The sequence below is a fragment of the Rhodoferax sp. GW821-FHT07F03 genome (assembly GCF_059418745.1).
The window spans coordinates 106,043-120,834 of record NZ_JBWKQM010000002.1 but is presented as its reverse complement, the minus strand read 5'-3'; the positions used below and the strand labels follow the sequence as shown (position 1 = coordinate 120,834).

13 protein-coding genes are annotated in these 14,792 nt (G+C 62.9%); 3 read left to right on the top strand and 10 right to left on the bottom strand.

Going from position 1 to position 14,792, the window contains the following annotated elements:
• Nucleotides 1–15 precede the first annotated feature (15 nt).
• Complete coding sequence (locus AC07R0_RS03175) at nt 16–1,134, top strand: MBL fold metallo-hydrolase (RefSeq protein WP_495073953.1); 1,119 nt, start codon at nt 16–18, stop codon at nt 1,132–1,134.
• Between the two features lie 152 nt (nt 1,135–1,286).
• Here the strand turns inward: AC07R0_RS03175 and AC07R0_RS03170 are convergent, their stop codons facing one another.
• A complete protein-coding gene (locus AC07R0_RS03170; protein ID WP_495073954.1) occupies nt 1,287–2,030 on the bottom strand; it encodes a M48 family metallopeptidase in 744 nt (247 codons plus the stop codon).
• Nucleotides 2,031–2,361: 331 nt separating this feature from the next.
• Between AC07R0_RS03170 and AC07R0_RS03165 the strand changes: the two genes are divergently transcribed.
• Nucleotides 2,362–4,083, top strand: a complete 1,722-nt coding sequence (locus tag AC07R0_RS03165; protein WP_495073955.1) for a methyl-accepting chemotaxis protein — start codon at nt 2,362–2,364, stop codon at nt 4,081–4,083.
• 67 nt (nt 4,084–4,150) lie between these two features.
• Here AC07R0_RS03165 and AC07R0_RS03160 read toward each other — a convergent pair whose 3' ends face one another.
• The 5 genes from AC07R0_RS03160 to glyQ all read right to left on the bottom strand — a co-directional run bounded on the left by AC07R0_RS03160 (nt 4,151) and on the right by glyQ (nt 9,720).
• The gene (locus AC07R0_RS03160) at nt 4,151–4,942 is read right to left on the bottom strand and encodes a M48 family metalloprotease (protein ID WP_495073956.1); all 792 of its coding nucleotides are present in this window, start codon (nt 4,940–4,942) and stop codon (nt 4,151–4,153) included.
• Between the two features lie 205 nt (nt 4,943–5,147).
• A complete protein-coding gene (locus AC07R0_RS03155) occupies nt 5,148–5,882 on the bottom strand; it encodes a lysophospholipid acyltransferase family protein (RefSeq protein ID WP_495103769.1) in 735 nt (244 codons plus the stop codon).
• 70 nt (nt 5,883–5,952) lie between these two features.
• Entirely contained in the window at nt 5,953–6,519 is a 567-nt protein-coding gene (gene gmhB, locus AC07R0_RS03150; RefSeq protein WP_495096939.1) for a D-glycero-beta-D-manno-heptose 1,7-bisphosphate 7-phosphatase, read from the bottom strand.
• Nucleotides 6,520–6,548: 29 nt separating this feature from the next.
• Nucleotides 6,549–8,786, bottom strand: coding sequence for a glycine--tRNA ligase subunit beta (gene glyS / locus AC07R0_RS03145; protein ID WP_495103768.1), 2,238 nt, complete (start codon nt 8,784–8,786; stop codon nt 6,549–6,551).
• Nucleotide 8,787: 1 nt separating this feature from the next.
• Nucleotides 8,788–9,720 (bottom strand): glycine--tRNA ligase subunit alpha, encoded by a 933-nt coding sequence (gene glyQ, locus AC07R0_RS03140; RefSeq protein ID WP_495073960.1) that lies wholly within the window; start codon nt 9,718–9,720, stop codon nt 8,788–8,790.
• A 154-nt stretch (nt 9,721–9,874) separates the two neighbouring features.
• Between glyQ and AC07R0_RS03135 the strand changes: the two genes are divergently transcribed.
• Nucleotides 9,875–10,093 carry a hypothetical protein gene (locus tag AC07R0_RS03135; protein ID WP_495096937.1) on the top strand — a complete coding sequence of 73 codons (219 nt, stop codon included), beginning with the start codon at nt 9,875–9,877 and terminating at the stop codon, nt 10,091–10,093.
• 167 nt (nt 10,094–10,260) lie between these two features.
• On the opposite strand, the gene AC07R0_RS03130 is transcribed toward AC07R0_RS03135, so the two are convergent.
• The 4 genes from AC07R0_RS03130 to AC07R0_RS03115 form a co-directional block, all read right to left on the bottom strand.
• A complete protein-coding gene (locus AC07R0_RS03130) occupies nt 10,261–11,340 on the bottom strand; it encodes a type II asparaginase (protein WP_495103767.1) in 1,080 nt (359 codons plus the stop codon).
• A 127-nt stretch (nt 11,341–11,467) separates the two neighbouring features.
• Nucleotides 11,468–13,018 carry an apolipoprotein N-acyltransferase gene (gene lnt / locus AC07R0_RS03125; RefSeq protein ID WP_495103766.1) on the bottom strand — a complete coding sequence of 517 codons (1,551 nt, stop codon included), beginning with the start codon at nt 13,016–13,018 and terminating at the stop codon, nt 11,468–11,470.
• The gene (locus AC07R0_RS03120) at nt 13,018–13,905 is read right to left on the bottom strand and encodes a CorC family transporter (protein WP_495096934.1); all 888 of its coding nucleotides are present in this window, start codon (nt 13,903–13,905) and stop codon (nt 13,018–13,020) included. Before AC07R0_RS03120 ends, lnt begins: the two co-directional genes overlap by 1 nt.
• Before the next feature lie 90 nt (nt 13,906–13,995).
• A complete protein-coding gene (locus AC07R0_RS03115; protein WP_495103765.1) occupies nt 13,996–14,712 on the bottom strand; it encodes a GNAT family N-acetyltransferase in 717 nt (238 codons plus the stop codon).
• Between the last annotated feature and the right edge of the window lie 80 nt (nt 14,713–14,792).

Here is a 14,792-nt window from a genome sequence, read left to right as displayed (position 1 = left end):
CTGAAAACGCGCCCCATGAACCTCCTCGAACAGCAACTCCACTACCCTTTGAGCGACACCATGCCGGCCACCGGCGACAGCATTCCAGTCGCACCGGGCGTACGCTGGATACGCATGGCACTGCCCTTCGCTCTGGACCATATCAACCTCTGGCTGCTGCGCGACGAGATCGATGGGCAGGCTGGATGGTCGGTAGTGGACTGCTGCATCAGCCGCGATGAATCGCGCGCGCAGTGGGAAAGCATCTTTGCCAGCCAGCTCGAAGGCCTGCCCATCTTGCGCGTCATCGTGACGCATATGCACCCGGACCATATTGGCCTGGCCTACTGGCTGTGCGCGCGCTGGAACGCACCGCTGTGGATCAGCGCCACCGACTATTTCGTTGCCTGCCACCACACGCACACCACCAGTGGCAATGGCGGCGCGGCGGCTGCCAGCTTCTTCCAGAAGCACGGCCTGACCGACCCGGAATCCATGGCCAAGATCAGCGCCCGCAGCGGCTACTACAGCGCCATGGTGCCCGAGCTGCCGCCCAGCTTCGTGCGCATGCAGGACGGTCAGACGCTGCACATAGGCGGGCGCGACTGGCGCTGCATCAGTGGCTACGGCCACGCGCCCGAGCACATCGCGCTGTACTGCGCTGAGACCAAAGTTTTGATAGGCGGCGACATGATGCTGCCTCGCATCTCCACCAATGTCAGCGTGTTCGACATAGAGCCCGAGTCGAACCCGCTGCAGCAGTTCCTGGACTCGATAGACAAATTCGCCACGCTGCCACCCGACACCCTGACCCTGCCCTCGCATGGCCGCCCGTTCCAGGGCCTGCACACCCGCATCCAGCAGCTGCATGACCACCACCGCGAGCACCTCGCCCGCGTCATGGCTTTCGCGCGGGAACAACACAGCTGCTGCGCCGCCGACATCCTGCCGGTGCTGTTCAAACGCCAGCTGGACCTGCACCAGACCACCTTCGCCATGGGCGAGGCGATTGCGCATTTACACAAGCTGTGGGTAGACGGCTATCTGCAACGCCGGCGCGGCGCAGACGGCATCTACCGCTTCAGCCCCACACCTCTGGCCTATCCGCACGGCCTGGTGCCCGGCGAAAGCGAAGAGCTACCGATCAGCGCCTGACCGCACGCACAAACGCGTCGGGCTTAGTCCAGAAACACCGCGGAACTGGCTCCGCCAGGCCGCAGGTGTTGCCCCCTGCAAGGGGGTTGGCGGCCACTTGCGTTATCGACCCCTTGGGTCGATCCCGGGGCAGTGGGCAAGCCTGGGGGTGTTCAACCATCTTCCCACTTGGGAATCTGCACCTGCTTGAGTTGGGCGCGCAACGCCGGATAGTCCGGCATGACCGAGCCCACGGTGCCCCAGAAGCGCGGGCTGTGGTCCATGTACCGCAGGTGGCTTAATTCGTGCACCACCACATAGTCCACCACCGCGGGCGTGTGGTGCATCAGGCGCCAGTTCAGGCGGATGGAGCCGCTGCTGCTGGCACTTCCCCAGCGCGTCGCCGCGTTAGACAGTGCAAGGCGACTCCATTGCACACCCAACTGCGGCGCGTAATGCTGCAGGCGTTGGACAAAAAAACTACGCGCCTGGGCCAGCATCCACTTGTGGGCTGCCGCACGAATTTGCAGCGCGCTAGCCTGCAAGGGCAGACCCAGACAAAGCTGGTTACCCAGCAAGGCGCTACCACGCCGCTGCGGGTCCAGCACCAGCACCAGGGTCTGCCCCAGATAAGGCAATTCCGTACCATGGCGCCAGACGATGCGCGAGGCCTGTTGCTCGGCCTGCCGCTCGCGCGCCTGCTCCAGCTTTTGCACAATCCAGCCGGCCTTGTCGCGCACAGCGGCATCCACCTCGGCCAGCGGCACCCAGCGCGGCGCACGCACCGCCAGGCCCAGTGGCCCAACCACAAAAACGATGCTGCGCCGCTTGGCGCGCTGGAACTCGTAGGCCACCAGGGTGTTACCCAGCAGCGCCTCTCGCGTGGCACGCGGATGGCGAAACGATGGCGTCGCCAAGTCCCCATCCTCCATGGCGCCTGGCAATACATTTGCTATTAATTCAGGAGCTACTTGCGCAGGAGGTACATGCGCCAGAGGCACTTTTTTCTTGGACCGCAAGCGCGGGGCAGGCTCAGGCGCCGGCGCAGGGGCAAAGAGATCCAGGGTGAACTGCAGAAGGCTGCGCATAGCGATAAAGTTTACCGTGGACGCTGGTACCAACCATGCCGGCTCTTGACCACCCAGGCGCGAAGGACTAAAAACCATTGCCAGCCCTTGCCGCAAAGGTATACACCTTGCAGCCCCCCGCGCAAACCTGGCCCCGCCCGACCACACTGAAAGGCGCACCGTGAAGCTCAACGATCTCAAAATTGGCACCCGCCTCATGCTGGGCTTTGGCTCGGCCACCCTGATCGGCATCGCCATTGCACTGGTGGGCGCCATCCAAATGCGCCAAATGGCCAACAGCCTGGACGAAATTGCGAACAACCGCATGGTGAAAATCAACCAGTTCTCCGATATCAAGGACAACTTGAACACCGTGGCTCGCTCGGTACGCAACATCGTGATCAAACCCGATGCGACCGCCAGCAATGCGGAGTTGAAACGTATTACCGATGCACGCGCCCAAAACAACCAGCTGCTGACGGTACTGGACCGCACCGTCAAAAGCGCCGAGGCACGCAGCTACCTGAAGACGCTGAACGAAACACAAGCCCCCTACAACCAAGGCGTGGACCGTGTCATCGAGCTGGCCAAGCAAAACAAGGCCGATGAAGCCATTGCGCTGCTCACCGGCGACATCCGCGACAAACAAAACCAGCTCTTCAAAGCCGTGGACGACGTAACCGAGTACCAGAGCAAGGTGGGCAGCGACCTGGCCCATGCAGCAGGCGGCAGCGCCTCCTTCTATGCCATGGTGATGGTCGGCCTGGCGATTGCAGCCACAGGCATAGGTAGCCTGCTGACCTGGGCCATTACCCACAACCTGACCCGCACACTCGGGGCCGAACCGGCGCAAGTCAACGATGCGGTGCAACGCGTCGCAGATGGCGACCTGAGCCACACGATTGTGCTGCGTCACAACGACAGCTCCAGCACCATGGCCCTGGTCAAACGCATGCAGGACGCCTTGACCGGCACAGTAGGCCGCGTGCGCAGCAATGCGGAGGGTGTGGCAGCCGCCAGCGCCCAGATCGCCCAGGGCAATAGCGACCTGAGCGCCCGTACCGAGCAGCAGGCCAGCGCGCTGGAACAGACCGCAGCCTCGATGGAAGAGCTCAGCTCCACCGTGCAACAAAACGCCGACAACGCCCGCCAAGCCAACCAGTTGGCCCAAAGCGCCAGCACCGTGGCCGTCAAAGGAGGCGAGGTGGTGGCCCAGGTGGTGGAGACCATGAAGGGCATCAACGACTCGTCCCGCAAGATCAGCGACATCATCGGTGTGATCGACGGCATTGCCTTCCAGACCAATATCCTGGCGCTGAATGCCGCGGTGGAAGCCGCGCGCGCCGGCGAACAGGGCCGGGGCTTTGCCGTGGTGGCCAGCGAGGTGCGCAGCCTGGCCGGACGTTCAGCCCAGGCCGCGAAGGAAATCAAGGACCTGATAGGCGCCAGCGTGCAGCGGGTGGAGCAAGGCTCCAGCCTGGTGGACCAGGCCGGCGTCACCATGACAGAGGTAGTCAGCTCCATCCGCCGCGTGACGGACATCATGGGTGAAATCAGCTCGGCCAGCTCAGAGCAGAGCTCGGGGGTCTCGCAGGTGGGTGAAGCGGTCACGCAAATGGACCAGGCCACGCAGCAAAACGCCGCGCTGGTAGAGGAAATGGCCGCCGCCGCCAGCAGCCTACGTACCCAGGCCGACGAGCTGGTCGGTGCGGTAGAGGTCTTCAAGCTCCCCCCGCAAAGCAACGCCGCCGCCCCTCGCATCGTCCAGACCCCACGCCCACCCCAAGGCGGGGCACGCCCGGCCATTTCGCAAAGGCCCGCACCCACGCTGAAAACCGCCGCGCTGGCCCGACCCAAGGCCCCTCAGTCCGCCGGAGCAGAAGGCGACTGGGACAGTTTTTAGAGCTGTCAGCAGCAACAAAAAAGGCAGCCCAGGCTGCCTTTTTCATGTGCGCAGTAAGCGCTGAATCTTATTTCTTGACCGCCAGCAGATCGCGTACGCGGTCCGCGCGGCCCTTGGCGTCGGGGTACAGCAAAGCGGTCGCCTTGTCGCGCTGGCCCTTGACCGCGAGCTTGCGGAGCGCGTGCTCCAGGGCCTTAGGGTCGATATGGTTCTTCTTCAGAAAAGCCAGGCTGTAGTCGTCGGCATCCAGGTCGGCACTGGAAGTGAACGGGTTCTTCTCCACTTGCTCGCCAATCGCCTGCAAGTCGGCGTCGGACAGATTGTCCAAAGCGTTGCTGAAGGTGGTGACGCTCTTCGCACCGTCAAACGCCTGGTAGGCCGTGCGCAGGCGCAACATGGCCGCGCCGCTCTTCACAAAGCTGATTTCGCGGCCCAACATGGCCAGCAGCTCGGGATCGTTCAAAGTATCCATCAGCCCGTTGTAGACACGGATCGAGCCGTCGGGTGAGGGCGTGGCGTCCGGTACGGGGTTGCGGTAGGGCTTGAAGTTCAGGCTCAGACCGTCTTCGTTCTGTAGCTTGGCTGTCAAGCGGGCCAGGCGCAACACATAGCGGTCGCGCGGACCCAGCGGGTTGATGTTGTCCAGACGGGTTTGCATCTGCACCGCCAGGCTCTTGAGCTCGACATCAGACACCGAGACCACCTTGGGCGCGGCGGCTTCCACTGCCGCTTCTGCAGCCGCGGCCGCATTGGCTGCTGCCGCCGTTTCCGCGGCCTTGCTACTGGCGTCGCCAGATTTGGGAACGGTATTGCACGCCGCCAACAGCAGCGCCATGGCGATCACAGAAAGCTTTTTCATAAGTCGGTGTGGTTGGGAATAGAGAGGGGGCGAGGCGCAGGCCCTTGCCTGCACAGCAGACGGTGGAAGGAAGCCACCAGCGAGCGCAAATTCTAGACGCGACCACCCGCACGCCTTGCCAATATGCCCTCCAAATGGAGGATAGAAAACCGCCCCGTCGGGCTAAGAACGTGTTAACGAACTCTTTGGGGTCGTCAACAGGTTCTTAGCGGTAGGCGTCCGGGTCCAGGCGGCGCATCTCGGCTTCGATCCAGGCCTGCACCTCGGCCATCAGCTCGTCCGGGCGCCGGCCCACGCTCGGAATGGGCTTGCCTATGGAAATGTCCACAATGCCCGGGGTCTTGATAAAGGCCTTGCGCGGCCAGCATTTAGCGGCGGTTACGGCAATCGGTACCACCGGCACACCACACTGGATGGCCAGGCGGGTGCCACCGGTCTTGTATTCGCCGACCTGGCCGCGCGGAATACGCGTGCCTTCGGGGAACAGGATGATCCAGGTGCCCTGTCCCGCCAGGCGCTTGCCGGACGCCACCATCTTCTTGAAAGCCTGGCTGCCCTGGCTGCGGTCAATGTGGATCATGTCCATGCAGGCCATGGCCCAGCCAAAAAACGGTATCCACAGCAGCTCTTTCTTGAACACAAAGGCCAGCGGGCGCGGCATGATGGCCGGCATCACCAGGGTCTCCCAGGTGGACTGGTGCTTGACCAGCAGCACCACCGACGCCTTGGGATCGGTGGGCAGGTTCTCCATGCCGGTGATGCGATTCTGGATGCCCAGGATCGCCGTGCCGCTGTCCACCGAGAGCTTCAGCCAGCGTGCGCAGGCCCAGTAGATGCGGGTCGCACCGGCAAACGGCGCAATCAACAGCACCGCCAGGGCCCAAGGGACGACGGTCACCGCCAAAAACAGCATGTGCAGCACTGATCGGATGAAAGGCATGGGTATCTTTTAGGCAGTTGGCGCAGGTTTCATCTGCGCATACAGCTATATAAACTATAGCAAACGGAAATCAGGCCTTGGCGGGTTGCTCGCGGCCGATGACGAAGTTGGCGAAGGCCAGCAAGTCCTGGTGCACCCAAGTGCCCACCGGATATTCGGGCGGCAGGCTGGCCTGGCCACGGTAGCAGGCGGCCTTACCGGTCAATACCAGGTGCGGCTCACAGCCGGCCGCGATGCCGGCTTGCAGGTCGCGCAGACTGTCACCCACGGTCGGCAGGCCTTGCAGCTCAATACCATAGCGGTCACCAATCTGCTCGAACAGGCCGGGCGCGGGCTTGCGGCAGCTACAGCCCTCATCCGGCGCATGCGGACAGAAGAACACCGCGTCCACCTTGCCGCCCACGGCCGCCAGCAGCTTGTTCATCTTGGCATGCATGGCGTTCAGCGCAGCCATGTCGAACAGCCCCCGGCCCAGGCCGGACTGGTTGGTCGCCACCACCACATGCCAGCCCGCATGGTTGAGCTTGGCAATCGCCTCCAGCGCACCCGGCAGCGGCAGCCACTCTTCCGGCGACTTGACGAAATCGCTGCTGTCGGCATTGATGGTGCCGTCGCGGTCCAGGATGGCGAGTTTCATGGCGTGGGCTCCGGGCATGGGCTTCAGGTTTACGCGGCCAATTTGGACAGGTCCGCCACGCGGTTCATGGCGTCGTGCAGGCTTTGCAGCAGGCCCAGGCGGTTCAGGCGCACGTCGATCTCTTCGGCATTCACCATGACGCCGTCGAAGAACGCATCCACCGGCGCACGCAGTGCCGCCAGGGACTGCAAAGACGCGGTGTAATCGCCAGCCTCGAACTGCGCCAGGGCCGCAGGAGCCACCTGCTGCATGGCTTCGAAGAGCGCGACTTCGGCGGCTTCCTTGAGCAGCACGGGACTGACATGGGGGTCCACCACCGCAGCAGCCTTTTTCAGGATGTTGCCGATGCGTTTGTTGGCGGCTGCCAGGGCTGCGGCTTCTGGCAGCGCGGCAAAGGCGCGCACGGCAGCCAGGCGCTTAGGCACCTCGGCCAGGCGCTGCGGACGCAGGGCGAGGACGGCGTCCACTTCCTGGGCGCTGTAGCCCTGCTCGCGCAGGGAGCCACCCATGCGATCGTAGAAGAAGGTTAGCAAGTTACTGACTGTTGAACTGTCGTAAACGCGCGGAGAAAAACTGGCCGAATGTGCAACCAAACCACCATTGGCAGCAGCAATCTTTATTGCCAACTCTTTGGCCTGCTGGTTATCCCAAACCTCGCGCTGAATAGACATGTCATTCAAAACACTGAACGCAGTAGCCAATAGTGGTTCAAGCGGGATATTCAAACTCTGTTCAACCAACATACGGATCACGCCCAGGGCATGGCGGCGCAAGGCAAACGGATCTTTGTCGCCGGTAGGCAGGTTGCCGATGCCGAACATGCCCACCAGCGTTTCCAGCTTGTCGGCCAGGGCCACGGCAATACCCACGGGGTTGCGCGGCAGGCCGTCGCCAGCGAATCGGGGTTTGTAATGGTCTTCGATCGCGTCAGCCACGTCGGCGCTCAGGCCGTCGTTGAGTGCGTAGTAGCGGCCCATGGTGCCTTGCAGCTCGGGGAACTCGCCCACCATGTCAGTCACCAGGTCGGTCTTGGCCAGTTGCGCAGCCTGGTCGGCCTGGGCCGCCAGCGCGTTGCCGCCCAACTGCTGTGCAATTGCCTTGGCAATGGCGCGCACGCGCTCCACGCGCTCGCCCTGCGAACCCAGTTGGTTGTGGTAGACCACCTTGCCCAGGCCTTCGACGCGCGACAGCAGCGTCTTCTTGCGGTCCTGGTCGAAGAAGAACTTGGCATCGGCCAGACGCGGGCGGACCACGCGCTCGTTGCCGCCGATCACTTCACTGGCGTCGGCCGGGCTGATGTTGCTGACCACCAGGAACTTGTTGGTCAGCTTACCGGCCGCGTCGAGCAGCGGGAAGTACTTCTGGTTGGCCTTCATGGTCAGGATCAGGCATTCCTGCGGCACGCCGAGGAATTCTTCCTCGAAGCTGCAGACCAGCACATTGGGGCGCTCGACCAGGGCGGTGACTTCGTCCAACAATGCTTCATCTTCGATAGCACACACGCCACCACCGATCTGCGCTGCAGCCGCATTTAGCTGACGCACGATGTCAGCACGGCGATCCGCAAAGCTGGCGATGACGGCGCCGTCCTGGGCCAGTGTGGCGGCGTAGCTGTCGGCATCTTTCAACACCACGGGATCGACGGCAGCTTCAAAGCGGTGGCCGTGGGTGGTGTTGCCGGACTGCAGGCCCAGGGCCTCCACCGGTACCACGTCGGCACCGTGCAACGCCACCAGGCCGTGCGCAGGGCGCACAAAGCTGACGCTGCTCCAGCCGGGCAGCGCGCAGCCGCTGGACAGCTGGTAGGTCATGACCTTGGGGATGGGCAGCTTGGCAATGGCTTCCAGCAGGGCTTTTTGCAGGCCTTCCTGCAGGCGCGCGCCGGCCACGGTGCGTTCCAGGAACAAGGCCTCGGCCTTGCCATCCATGGCACGCTTCAGGCTGGCGACGGCGGATGCGTCGGCGCCCAGGGCTTGCAGCTTTTTGAGCAGCGCAGGCGTGGCTTGGCCATCGGCACCCAGGCCCACAGCCACCGGCATCAGCTTGGCGGACACGGCCTTGTCGGCAGCGAATGCGGCCACGGCGGTGATGTGCGCGGCCAGGCGGCGTGGCGAAGCGAACGCGGTGACTTGCGATTCGGCGCTGGCCAGGCCCTGGGCCTGCAGCTGCTCCAGCAGCACGCCGGCAAACGCGTCGCCCAGTTTCTTCAAGGCCTTGGGTGGCAGCTCTTCGACAAACAGCTCCACCAATAGATTCTTCACGGTCATATCAGGCGGCTTTCTTTTCAATCTGGGCCAGGACTTCAGCAGCCCACTCCTTGGGCGCCATCGGGAAGCCCAGGCGGGCACGGCTGTCCAGGTAGCTTTGCGCCACGCTGCGGGCCAGGTTGCGGATGCGGCCCATGTAAGCAGCGCGTTCGGTCACGCTGATGGCACCGCGTGCGTCCAGCAGGTTGAAGCTGTGTGCGGCTTTCAATACCTGTTCATAGGCGGGCAAGGCCAGTTGTTCGGCTACCAGATGCTTGGCCTGCTTTTCGTGCGCGGTGAAGGCGGTGAACAGGAAGTCGGTGTCGCTGTGCTCGAAGTTGTAAGTCGACTGCTCGACCTCGTTCTGCTTGTACACATCGCCATACGTCAGTTTCTCGCCATTCAGGCCTTCGGTCCAGACCAGGTTGTAGACATTGTCCACGCCTTGCAGGTACATGGCCAGGCGCTCCAGGCCGTAGGTGATCTCGCCGGTGGCGGGCTTGCAGTCTATGCCGCCGACCTGCTGGAAGTAGGTGAACTGGGTGACTTCCATGCCGTTGAGCCAGACTTCCCAGCCCAGGCCCCAGGCGCCCAGCGTGGGGTTTTCCCAATCGTCTTCGACGAAACGGATGTCGTTTTTCTTCAAATCAAAGCCGAGCGCTTCCAGAGAACCCAGGTAGAGCTCCAGGATATTTGCCGGTGCGGGCTTGAGCACCACCTGGTATTGGTAGTAATGTTGCAAACGATTCGGGTTTTCCCCATAGCGGCCGTCCTTGGGGCGGCGGCTGGGCTGCACATAGGCGGCCTTCCAGGGCTCGGGGCCGATGGCGCGCAAAAAGGTAGCGGTGTGCGAGGTGCCCGCGCCCACTTCCATGTCATACGGTTGCAGGAGGGCGCAGCCTTTGTCAGCCCAATAGGACTGCAGGGTCAGAATGATTTGCTGGAATGTCTTCATGGAGGTCTGCAAAAGAAGAGGCCGCCGGAGGCGGACTAATCTTTGATTTTACGGGGCCGCGAACCTTGGCCCGCAAACCGACTCTGCCAAGTCGGAGGGCCGAGCGCCCACACATCACTTACATTTACATACAAGTTGCAGAACAGGAGGACGAATGGAGCAGACAGGTAGCAATTTTGCGTGGTTTATGGCGTACCTGGTCGGCGGCGTCGTGGTGCTGCTGGCCGTCGTGGCGTGGGCGCTGGTCCTGCAGCACCGCAAACACCAGCGCGAACGGCGGGCCACCGCACGGGCCTCCAAGGCACGCGCCAAAGCCTGGCGCGAAGGCCGCCCCTCCCCCTCCAAGCAAGTGCCACTTGAACCAAAAAAATAGCCGCTAGCGCATGTTTTATATGCGGTAGCAGCTATCATTTTCAGAGCAAGCGTTTAAAGACGTCCCTCCCCATTCCAGAGATACCGCGGATCTGGCTCTGCCAGTCCGCTGGTATCGCCCCCTGCAAGGGGGTTGGCGAAAACGCGAAGCGTGTAGCCTGGGGGTGTTCAATACTCCCAGAATATGCGCTGCAGTTCCTTGGTGTCCGAGGTCTTGGTCAGGGCTACCATAGCCAGGATGCGGGCTTTTTGCGGGCGCAGGTCGTTGGCGACCACCCAGTCGTACTTGTCGTCAGGCTGTTCGGCATTGCGGATGACGAAACCGTCCGGCACGCGCGAGCTGCGGATCACGATGGCGCCATCGGCACGCACTTTTTGCAGGTAGGGCACGATGCGGTCGGCCACCGAACCATTGCCCGGACCACCGTGGACCAGCGCCTTGATGCCGCTCTTGCCCAGGGCTTCGATGGCGGTGGGCGCCACACCTTCATAGCCCATGGCGATTTCCACCTGGGGCAGCGAAGTGATGGTGTCAATGTCGAACTCGGAGTTCATGGTGTGGCGCTTGACCGGGGCACGGAACCAGTAGTTCTTGCCTTCCACGATCATGCCCAGCGGGCCCCATTGGCTGGAGAAGGCGTTGGTCTTGACGTTGACGTTCTTGCTCACGTCACGGCCGCTGTCGATGGTGTCGTTCATGGTCAGCAGCACGCCCTTGCCCATGGCGTCCTTGCTGCCGGCCACGGCTACCGCGTCATACAGGTTCAGCGCGCCGTCGGCCGACAGGGCCGTACCGGGGCGCATGGAGGCGACCATCACGATGGGCTTGTTGGTGTGCTCCACCAGGGTCAGGAAGTAGGCGGTTTCTTCCACGGTATCGGTGCCGTGGGTGATGACGATGCCGTCCACGTCAGCCTGCTTGGCCAGGGCCGAAACACGCTTGGCCAGAGTCAACAGGTTGTCGTTGGTCAGGCTTTCAGACGCCACCTGGAACACCTGCTCGCCACGCACATTGGCCACATTGGCCAACTCGGGCAGGCCGGCGATCAGCTTTTCGACCCCGACCTTGGCAGCGGCATAGGTAGCGCTGTTCAATGCCGATGCACCCGCGCCCGCAATCGTGCCGCCGGTAGCCAGAATCACCACGTTGGGCTTGGCTGTCTGGGCGTGGGCCAAAGTAGCCAGCGCGGACAAGGCGGCGATGGCGGTACCTGCAATGAATTTTTCGATCCGGAAATGGGCTCGCATACAAATGGCTCCTGGTAATTTTGCTTGTGGAAACACGCCTCAAATCAGAGGTGCCCGATGGTATCGGTGCTCCCACAAAACACTACGCAAGAGCCATGCCTTGTAGGCATAACCCGTCACACACACGTCATACGCCGGGTTTTTCCCTAGGTGCGCGCCGGCCCCATTTCCAAGCCGCAAACCAGGTCAACACGCCCAGCAGCCACAGCGGCCACAGCCCGCAGCGCGAGACCCACCAGGCATAGGGCGTGATGCGCCAGCCGCTGGTAGCGTTCAGCCCCCGGCCCTGCACGTCGCCCACCAGCACGTCGCGGGTCAAGCGCGGCAGCGCCTGCAGCACATGGCCCTGGTGGTCGATGATGGCAGTGGCGCCGGTATTGGTGGCGCGCAGCATGGGCCGCTCGAATTCGAGCGTGCGCATGCGTGAGATGCTCAAGTGCTGGTCCATGGCCAGCGAATCGCCAAACCAGCCGATATTACTGACGTTGACAAAGATGGTCGGCGCCTGCGCCGGGTCGATAAAACGCGCGCCCAGCTCTTCGCCAAACAAATCCTCGTAGCAGATGTTCGGCGCCAAGCGCTGGCCGGCCACCGGCCAGGATGCCGGGCCCACCGCCCCCCGGTTGAAGTCACCCAGCGGGATGTCCATCATTTGCGTGAACCACTTGAACAGCGGCGGGATGAACTCACCAAAAGGTACCAGGTGGTGCTTGGCATAGGTGTACATCTGCGGCTGACCGGGCTGCAAGCCGACCACAGCATTCAAGTAGCCATCGCGCGCATTACCCAAGGGCACGCCGACCAGGGCGGTCTGCTCGCCCGTGGCAAAGCGCTGCAGCAGAGACTGCCAGTAGCCCGCTGGCAGTTCCTGCGGCAGCATGGGCACGGCGGTTTCCGGCGCCACCACCAAGGGGGTCTGCGCCTGGCCCAGCTGCTGCGCATACCACTGCAGCGCGATGGGAATGCCGGTGCCGGCTTGGAACTTCTCGTCCTGCGGGATATTGCCCTGCAGCAGGCTCACCGACAACGTGGCCTGCGGGTCGCTCGGCGGCAAGCTTAAAGAACCGGCACCCAGAGCCAGCAGCAGCACGCCCCCCAGACCCCACCAATGTCGCGCCACCAGCCAGGCCGCCACCAACGCCGCCACCCAGCCCACGCCGTACACGCCCACATAACGGGCGAACACAGCCAGGCCATCCAGCTGCGCGTAGCCGCCGGCACCCCAAGGGAAGCCGGTCAACCATTGCCCACGCGCCAGCTCGGCCAGCAGCCAGAATGATGCAAAAACGATAGCACTCAGCGCAGAATTTACAGGCGCAAGCGCCCTAAAACCCGCAGAAACCAAGCCATACAGCAAGGCCAGGGCGGCCGCCAGTCCACCGACCGCCAACACGGCCAGCACCGCTGGCAGGCCGCCGTAAGTGTGCATGGAAATAAACAGCCACCAGAAGGTGCCCGACAGCCAGGCCCAGGCGAACAGCCAGCCGCGCAGCCCGGCCTGCCGGGGCGTGGCACTGCCTTGCAGCAGCCAGACCAATACAGACAGAGAAAGGATTTGCAGCCACCACAGTGGCTGGCCGTTCCAGGGCGTGGCTATGGACACCGCCTGTGCCAATCCCGCCAGCACGCAAAGCACCAGCGCCACACTGGCGCCGGGTCGCAACAACAGGCGGCGCATCAGCCGGTGTTGTCGCCGTCGGCCACCGGGGAGACCTTGAACCAGCGCACCGCACCGCCTTTGGCGTGCAGCACCAGAAAGTTCAGGCCCGCCATGGCGTGGTGTTCGCCGCGCTTGGGCACATGGCCCATTTCATGGGCGATCAGGCCGCCGATGGTGTCGAACGCGTCATTCGGGTCGCTACCGGCCAACTTCACGCCAAAGGCTTCGTTGACGCGGTCGATGGAGGTGTCACCGCTGACGCGGTAAGTACGGTCGGCCAGACCGAAGATGTCGCCTTCGTCCTCGGCGATATCGAACTCGTCCTCGATTTCGCCGACGATCTGCTCCAGCACGTCTTCAATGGTGATCAGGCCCGCGATGCGGCCAAACTCATCGACCACGATGGCCAGGTGATTGCGGTTGCCGCGAAAGTCACGCAGCAGGTCGTTCAAGCCCTTGGTTTCCGGCACAAACACCGCTGGACGCAACAGGGCGCGGATGTTCAGCTCGGGCGCCCGCTGCAGCTTGAGCAGGTCCTTGGCCATCAGGATGCCGATGATGTTTTCTTTTTCGCCCTCGTACACCGGAAAACGGGAGTGGGCGGTCTCGATGACCACGTGCAGCAGTTCGTCGAACGGAGCTGCGATGTTCAGCAAGTCCATGCGCGTGGCGGCCACCATGACGTCGCCAGCGCTCATGTCGGCCATGCGGATCACGCCCTCCAGCATGGCGTGGGACTCGGCACCAATGATGTGGTTTTCTTCGGCGTCGGAGAGAGTTTCTAGCAATTCGTCGCGCGAATCGGGGCCGGGATGGATGAATTCGGCCAACTTTTGCAAGAAGCCGCGCTTGTCTTCGCGTTCGGGAGCGGAGAAGGACGAGCGCGCGGGATACGGGTCTGACACAGCCTTGGGCGCAGGACGTGCGGTTGTTAAGAAGCCGCTAGGATAGCGGATTGCTGTGAACAAAGGGTAAAACCGGGCAAATACCTCGCATCAGCGAGTTTTTTTGCCCTTCACGCCCCCTTGACGCATTGTCTGCAGACTTTCCAGAAAATCCCAGAAATGCTTGGCCTGGATCTTCAAGCGGTAATCGGTCTGGGCGAACTGCTCTTCCACGATTTCAGCGATGCGGCTGTCCAGCGTAGCCGGCGGCAAGCGCAGAAAGGCCTCGGTTTCCGTGCCGTCGCGCTCCACCACGGCGCCCGCATTGCGGGCAATCTTCAGCATGGCGGTGTTCTGGCTCAGCGCGTGGATGAACAACAACTCCACACCCTGGTTGCGCGCATGGATGGTGGCGCGCTCGAACAGGCGCGCACCGTAGCCACGGCCACGGGCCTTGCTACGCACCGACACGCCAAACTCCGCACAGGCCTTGAACTCGGGGTTCACCGTGTAGGCCAGGTGGGCCATGGCGATCAACTCCAGGCGGCGGTTGTAGATACCGAAGATGTCGTCGCGCTCGAAGTTCAGGCCGTCCACATAGGCCTGGATGTTGTGGTCCTGCGCCGGATAGCCAAAGCGCAGAAACCGATCCTGCGCATCCAGCGCCAGCAAGTGGGCGGCAATGCGTGCACGGTGGCCCTCGCCCAGGGAGCGTATGGGCACCAGCACCGAGCTGCTGCCATCGGCAGGCTTTGTCCGCCCAAAATCGGACAGCAGAGACTCCCGCCCGGCTGGGGTCGTCTTCAAAGCATGCGTAGGTTCAACCATGGCTGGAATATAAGGGTTTGTACCTAAAACCCCAAGGCCTCCTGTCCGCCTCCGCGCATCCCAAGGGCAATTCCCCCGGA

Bases quoted from the DNA above. Each gene is read 5' to 3' on its own strand.
- AC07R0_RS03175 (WP_495073953.1), top strand. From the start codon at position 16: ATGAACCTCCTCGAACAGCAACTCCACTACCCTTTGAGCGACACCATG.
- AC07R0_RS03160 (WP_495073956.1), bottom strand. From the start codon at position 4,942: ATGAAAAAGCTTTCTGTGATCGCCATGGCGCTGCTGTTGGCGGCGTGC.
- AC07R0_RS03155 (WP_495103769.1), bottom strand. From the start codon at position 5,882: ATGCCTTTCATCCGATCAGTGCTGCACATGCTGTTTTTGGCGGTGACC.
- gmhB (WP_495096939.1), bottom strand. From the start codon at position 6,519: ATGAAACTCGCCATCCTGGACCGCGACGGCACCATCAATGCCGACAGC.
- glyS (WP_495103768.1), bottom strand. From the start codon at position 8,786: ATGACCGTGAAGAATCTATTGGTGGAGCTGTTTGTCGAAGAGCTGCCA.
- glyQ (WP_495073960.1), bottom strand. From the start codon at position 9,720: ATGAAGACATTCCAGCAAATCATTCTGACCCTGCAGTCCTATTGGGCT.
- AC07R0_RS03135 (WP_495096937.1), top strand. From the start codon at position 9,875: ATGGAGCAGACAGGTAGCAATTTTGCGTGGTTTATGGCGTACCTGGTC.
- AC07R0_RS03130 (WP_495103767.1), bottom strand. From the start codon at position 11,340: ATGCGAGCCCATTTCCGGATCGAAAAATTCATTGCAGGTACCGCCATC.
- lnt (WP_495103766.1), bottom strand. From the start codon at position 13,018: ATGCGCCGCCTGTTGTTGCGACCCGGCGCCAGTGTGGCGCTGGTGCTT.
- AC07R0_RS03115 (WP_495103765.1), bottom strand. From the start codon at position 14,712: ATGGTTGAACCTACGCATGCTTTGAAGACGACCCCAGCCGGGCGGGAG.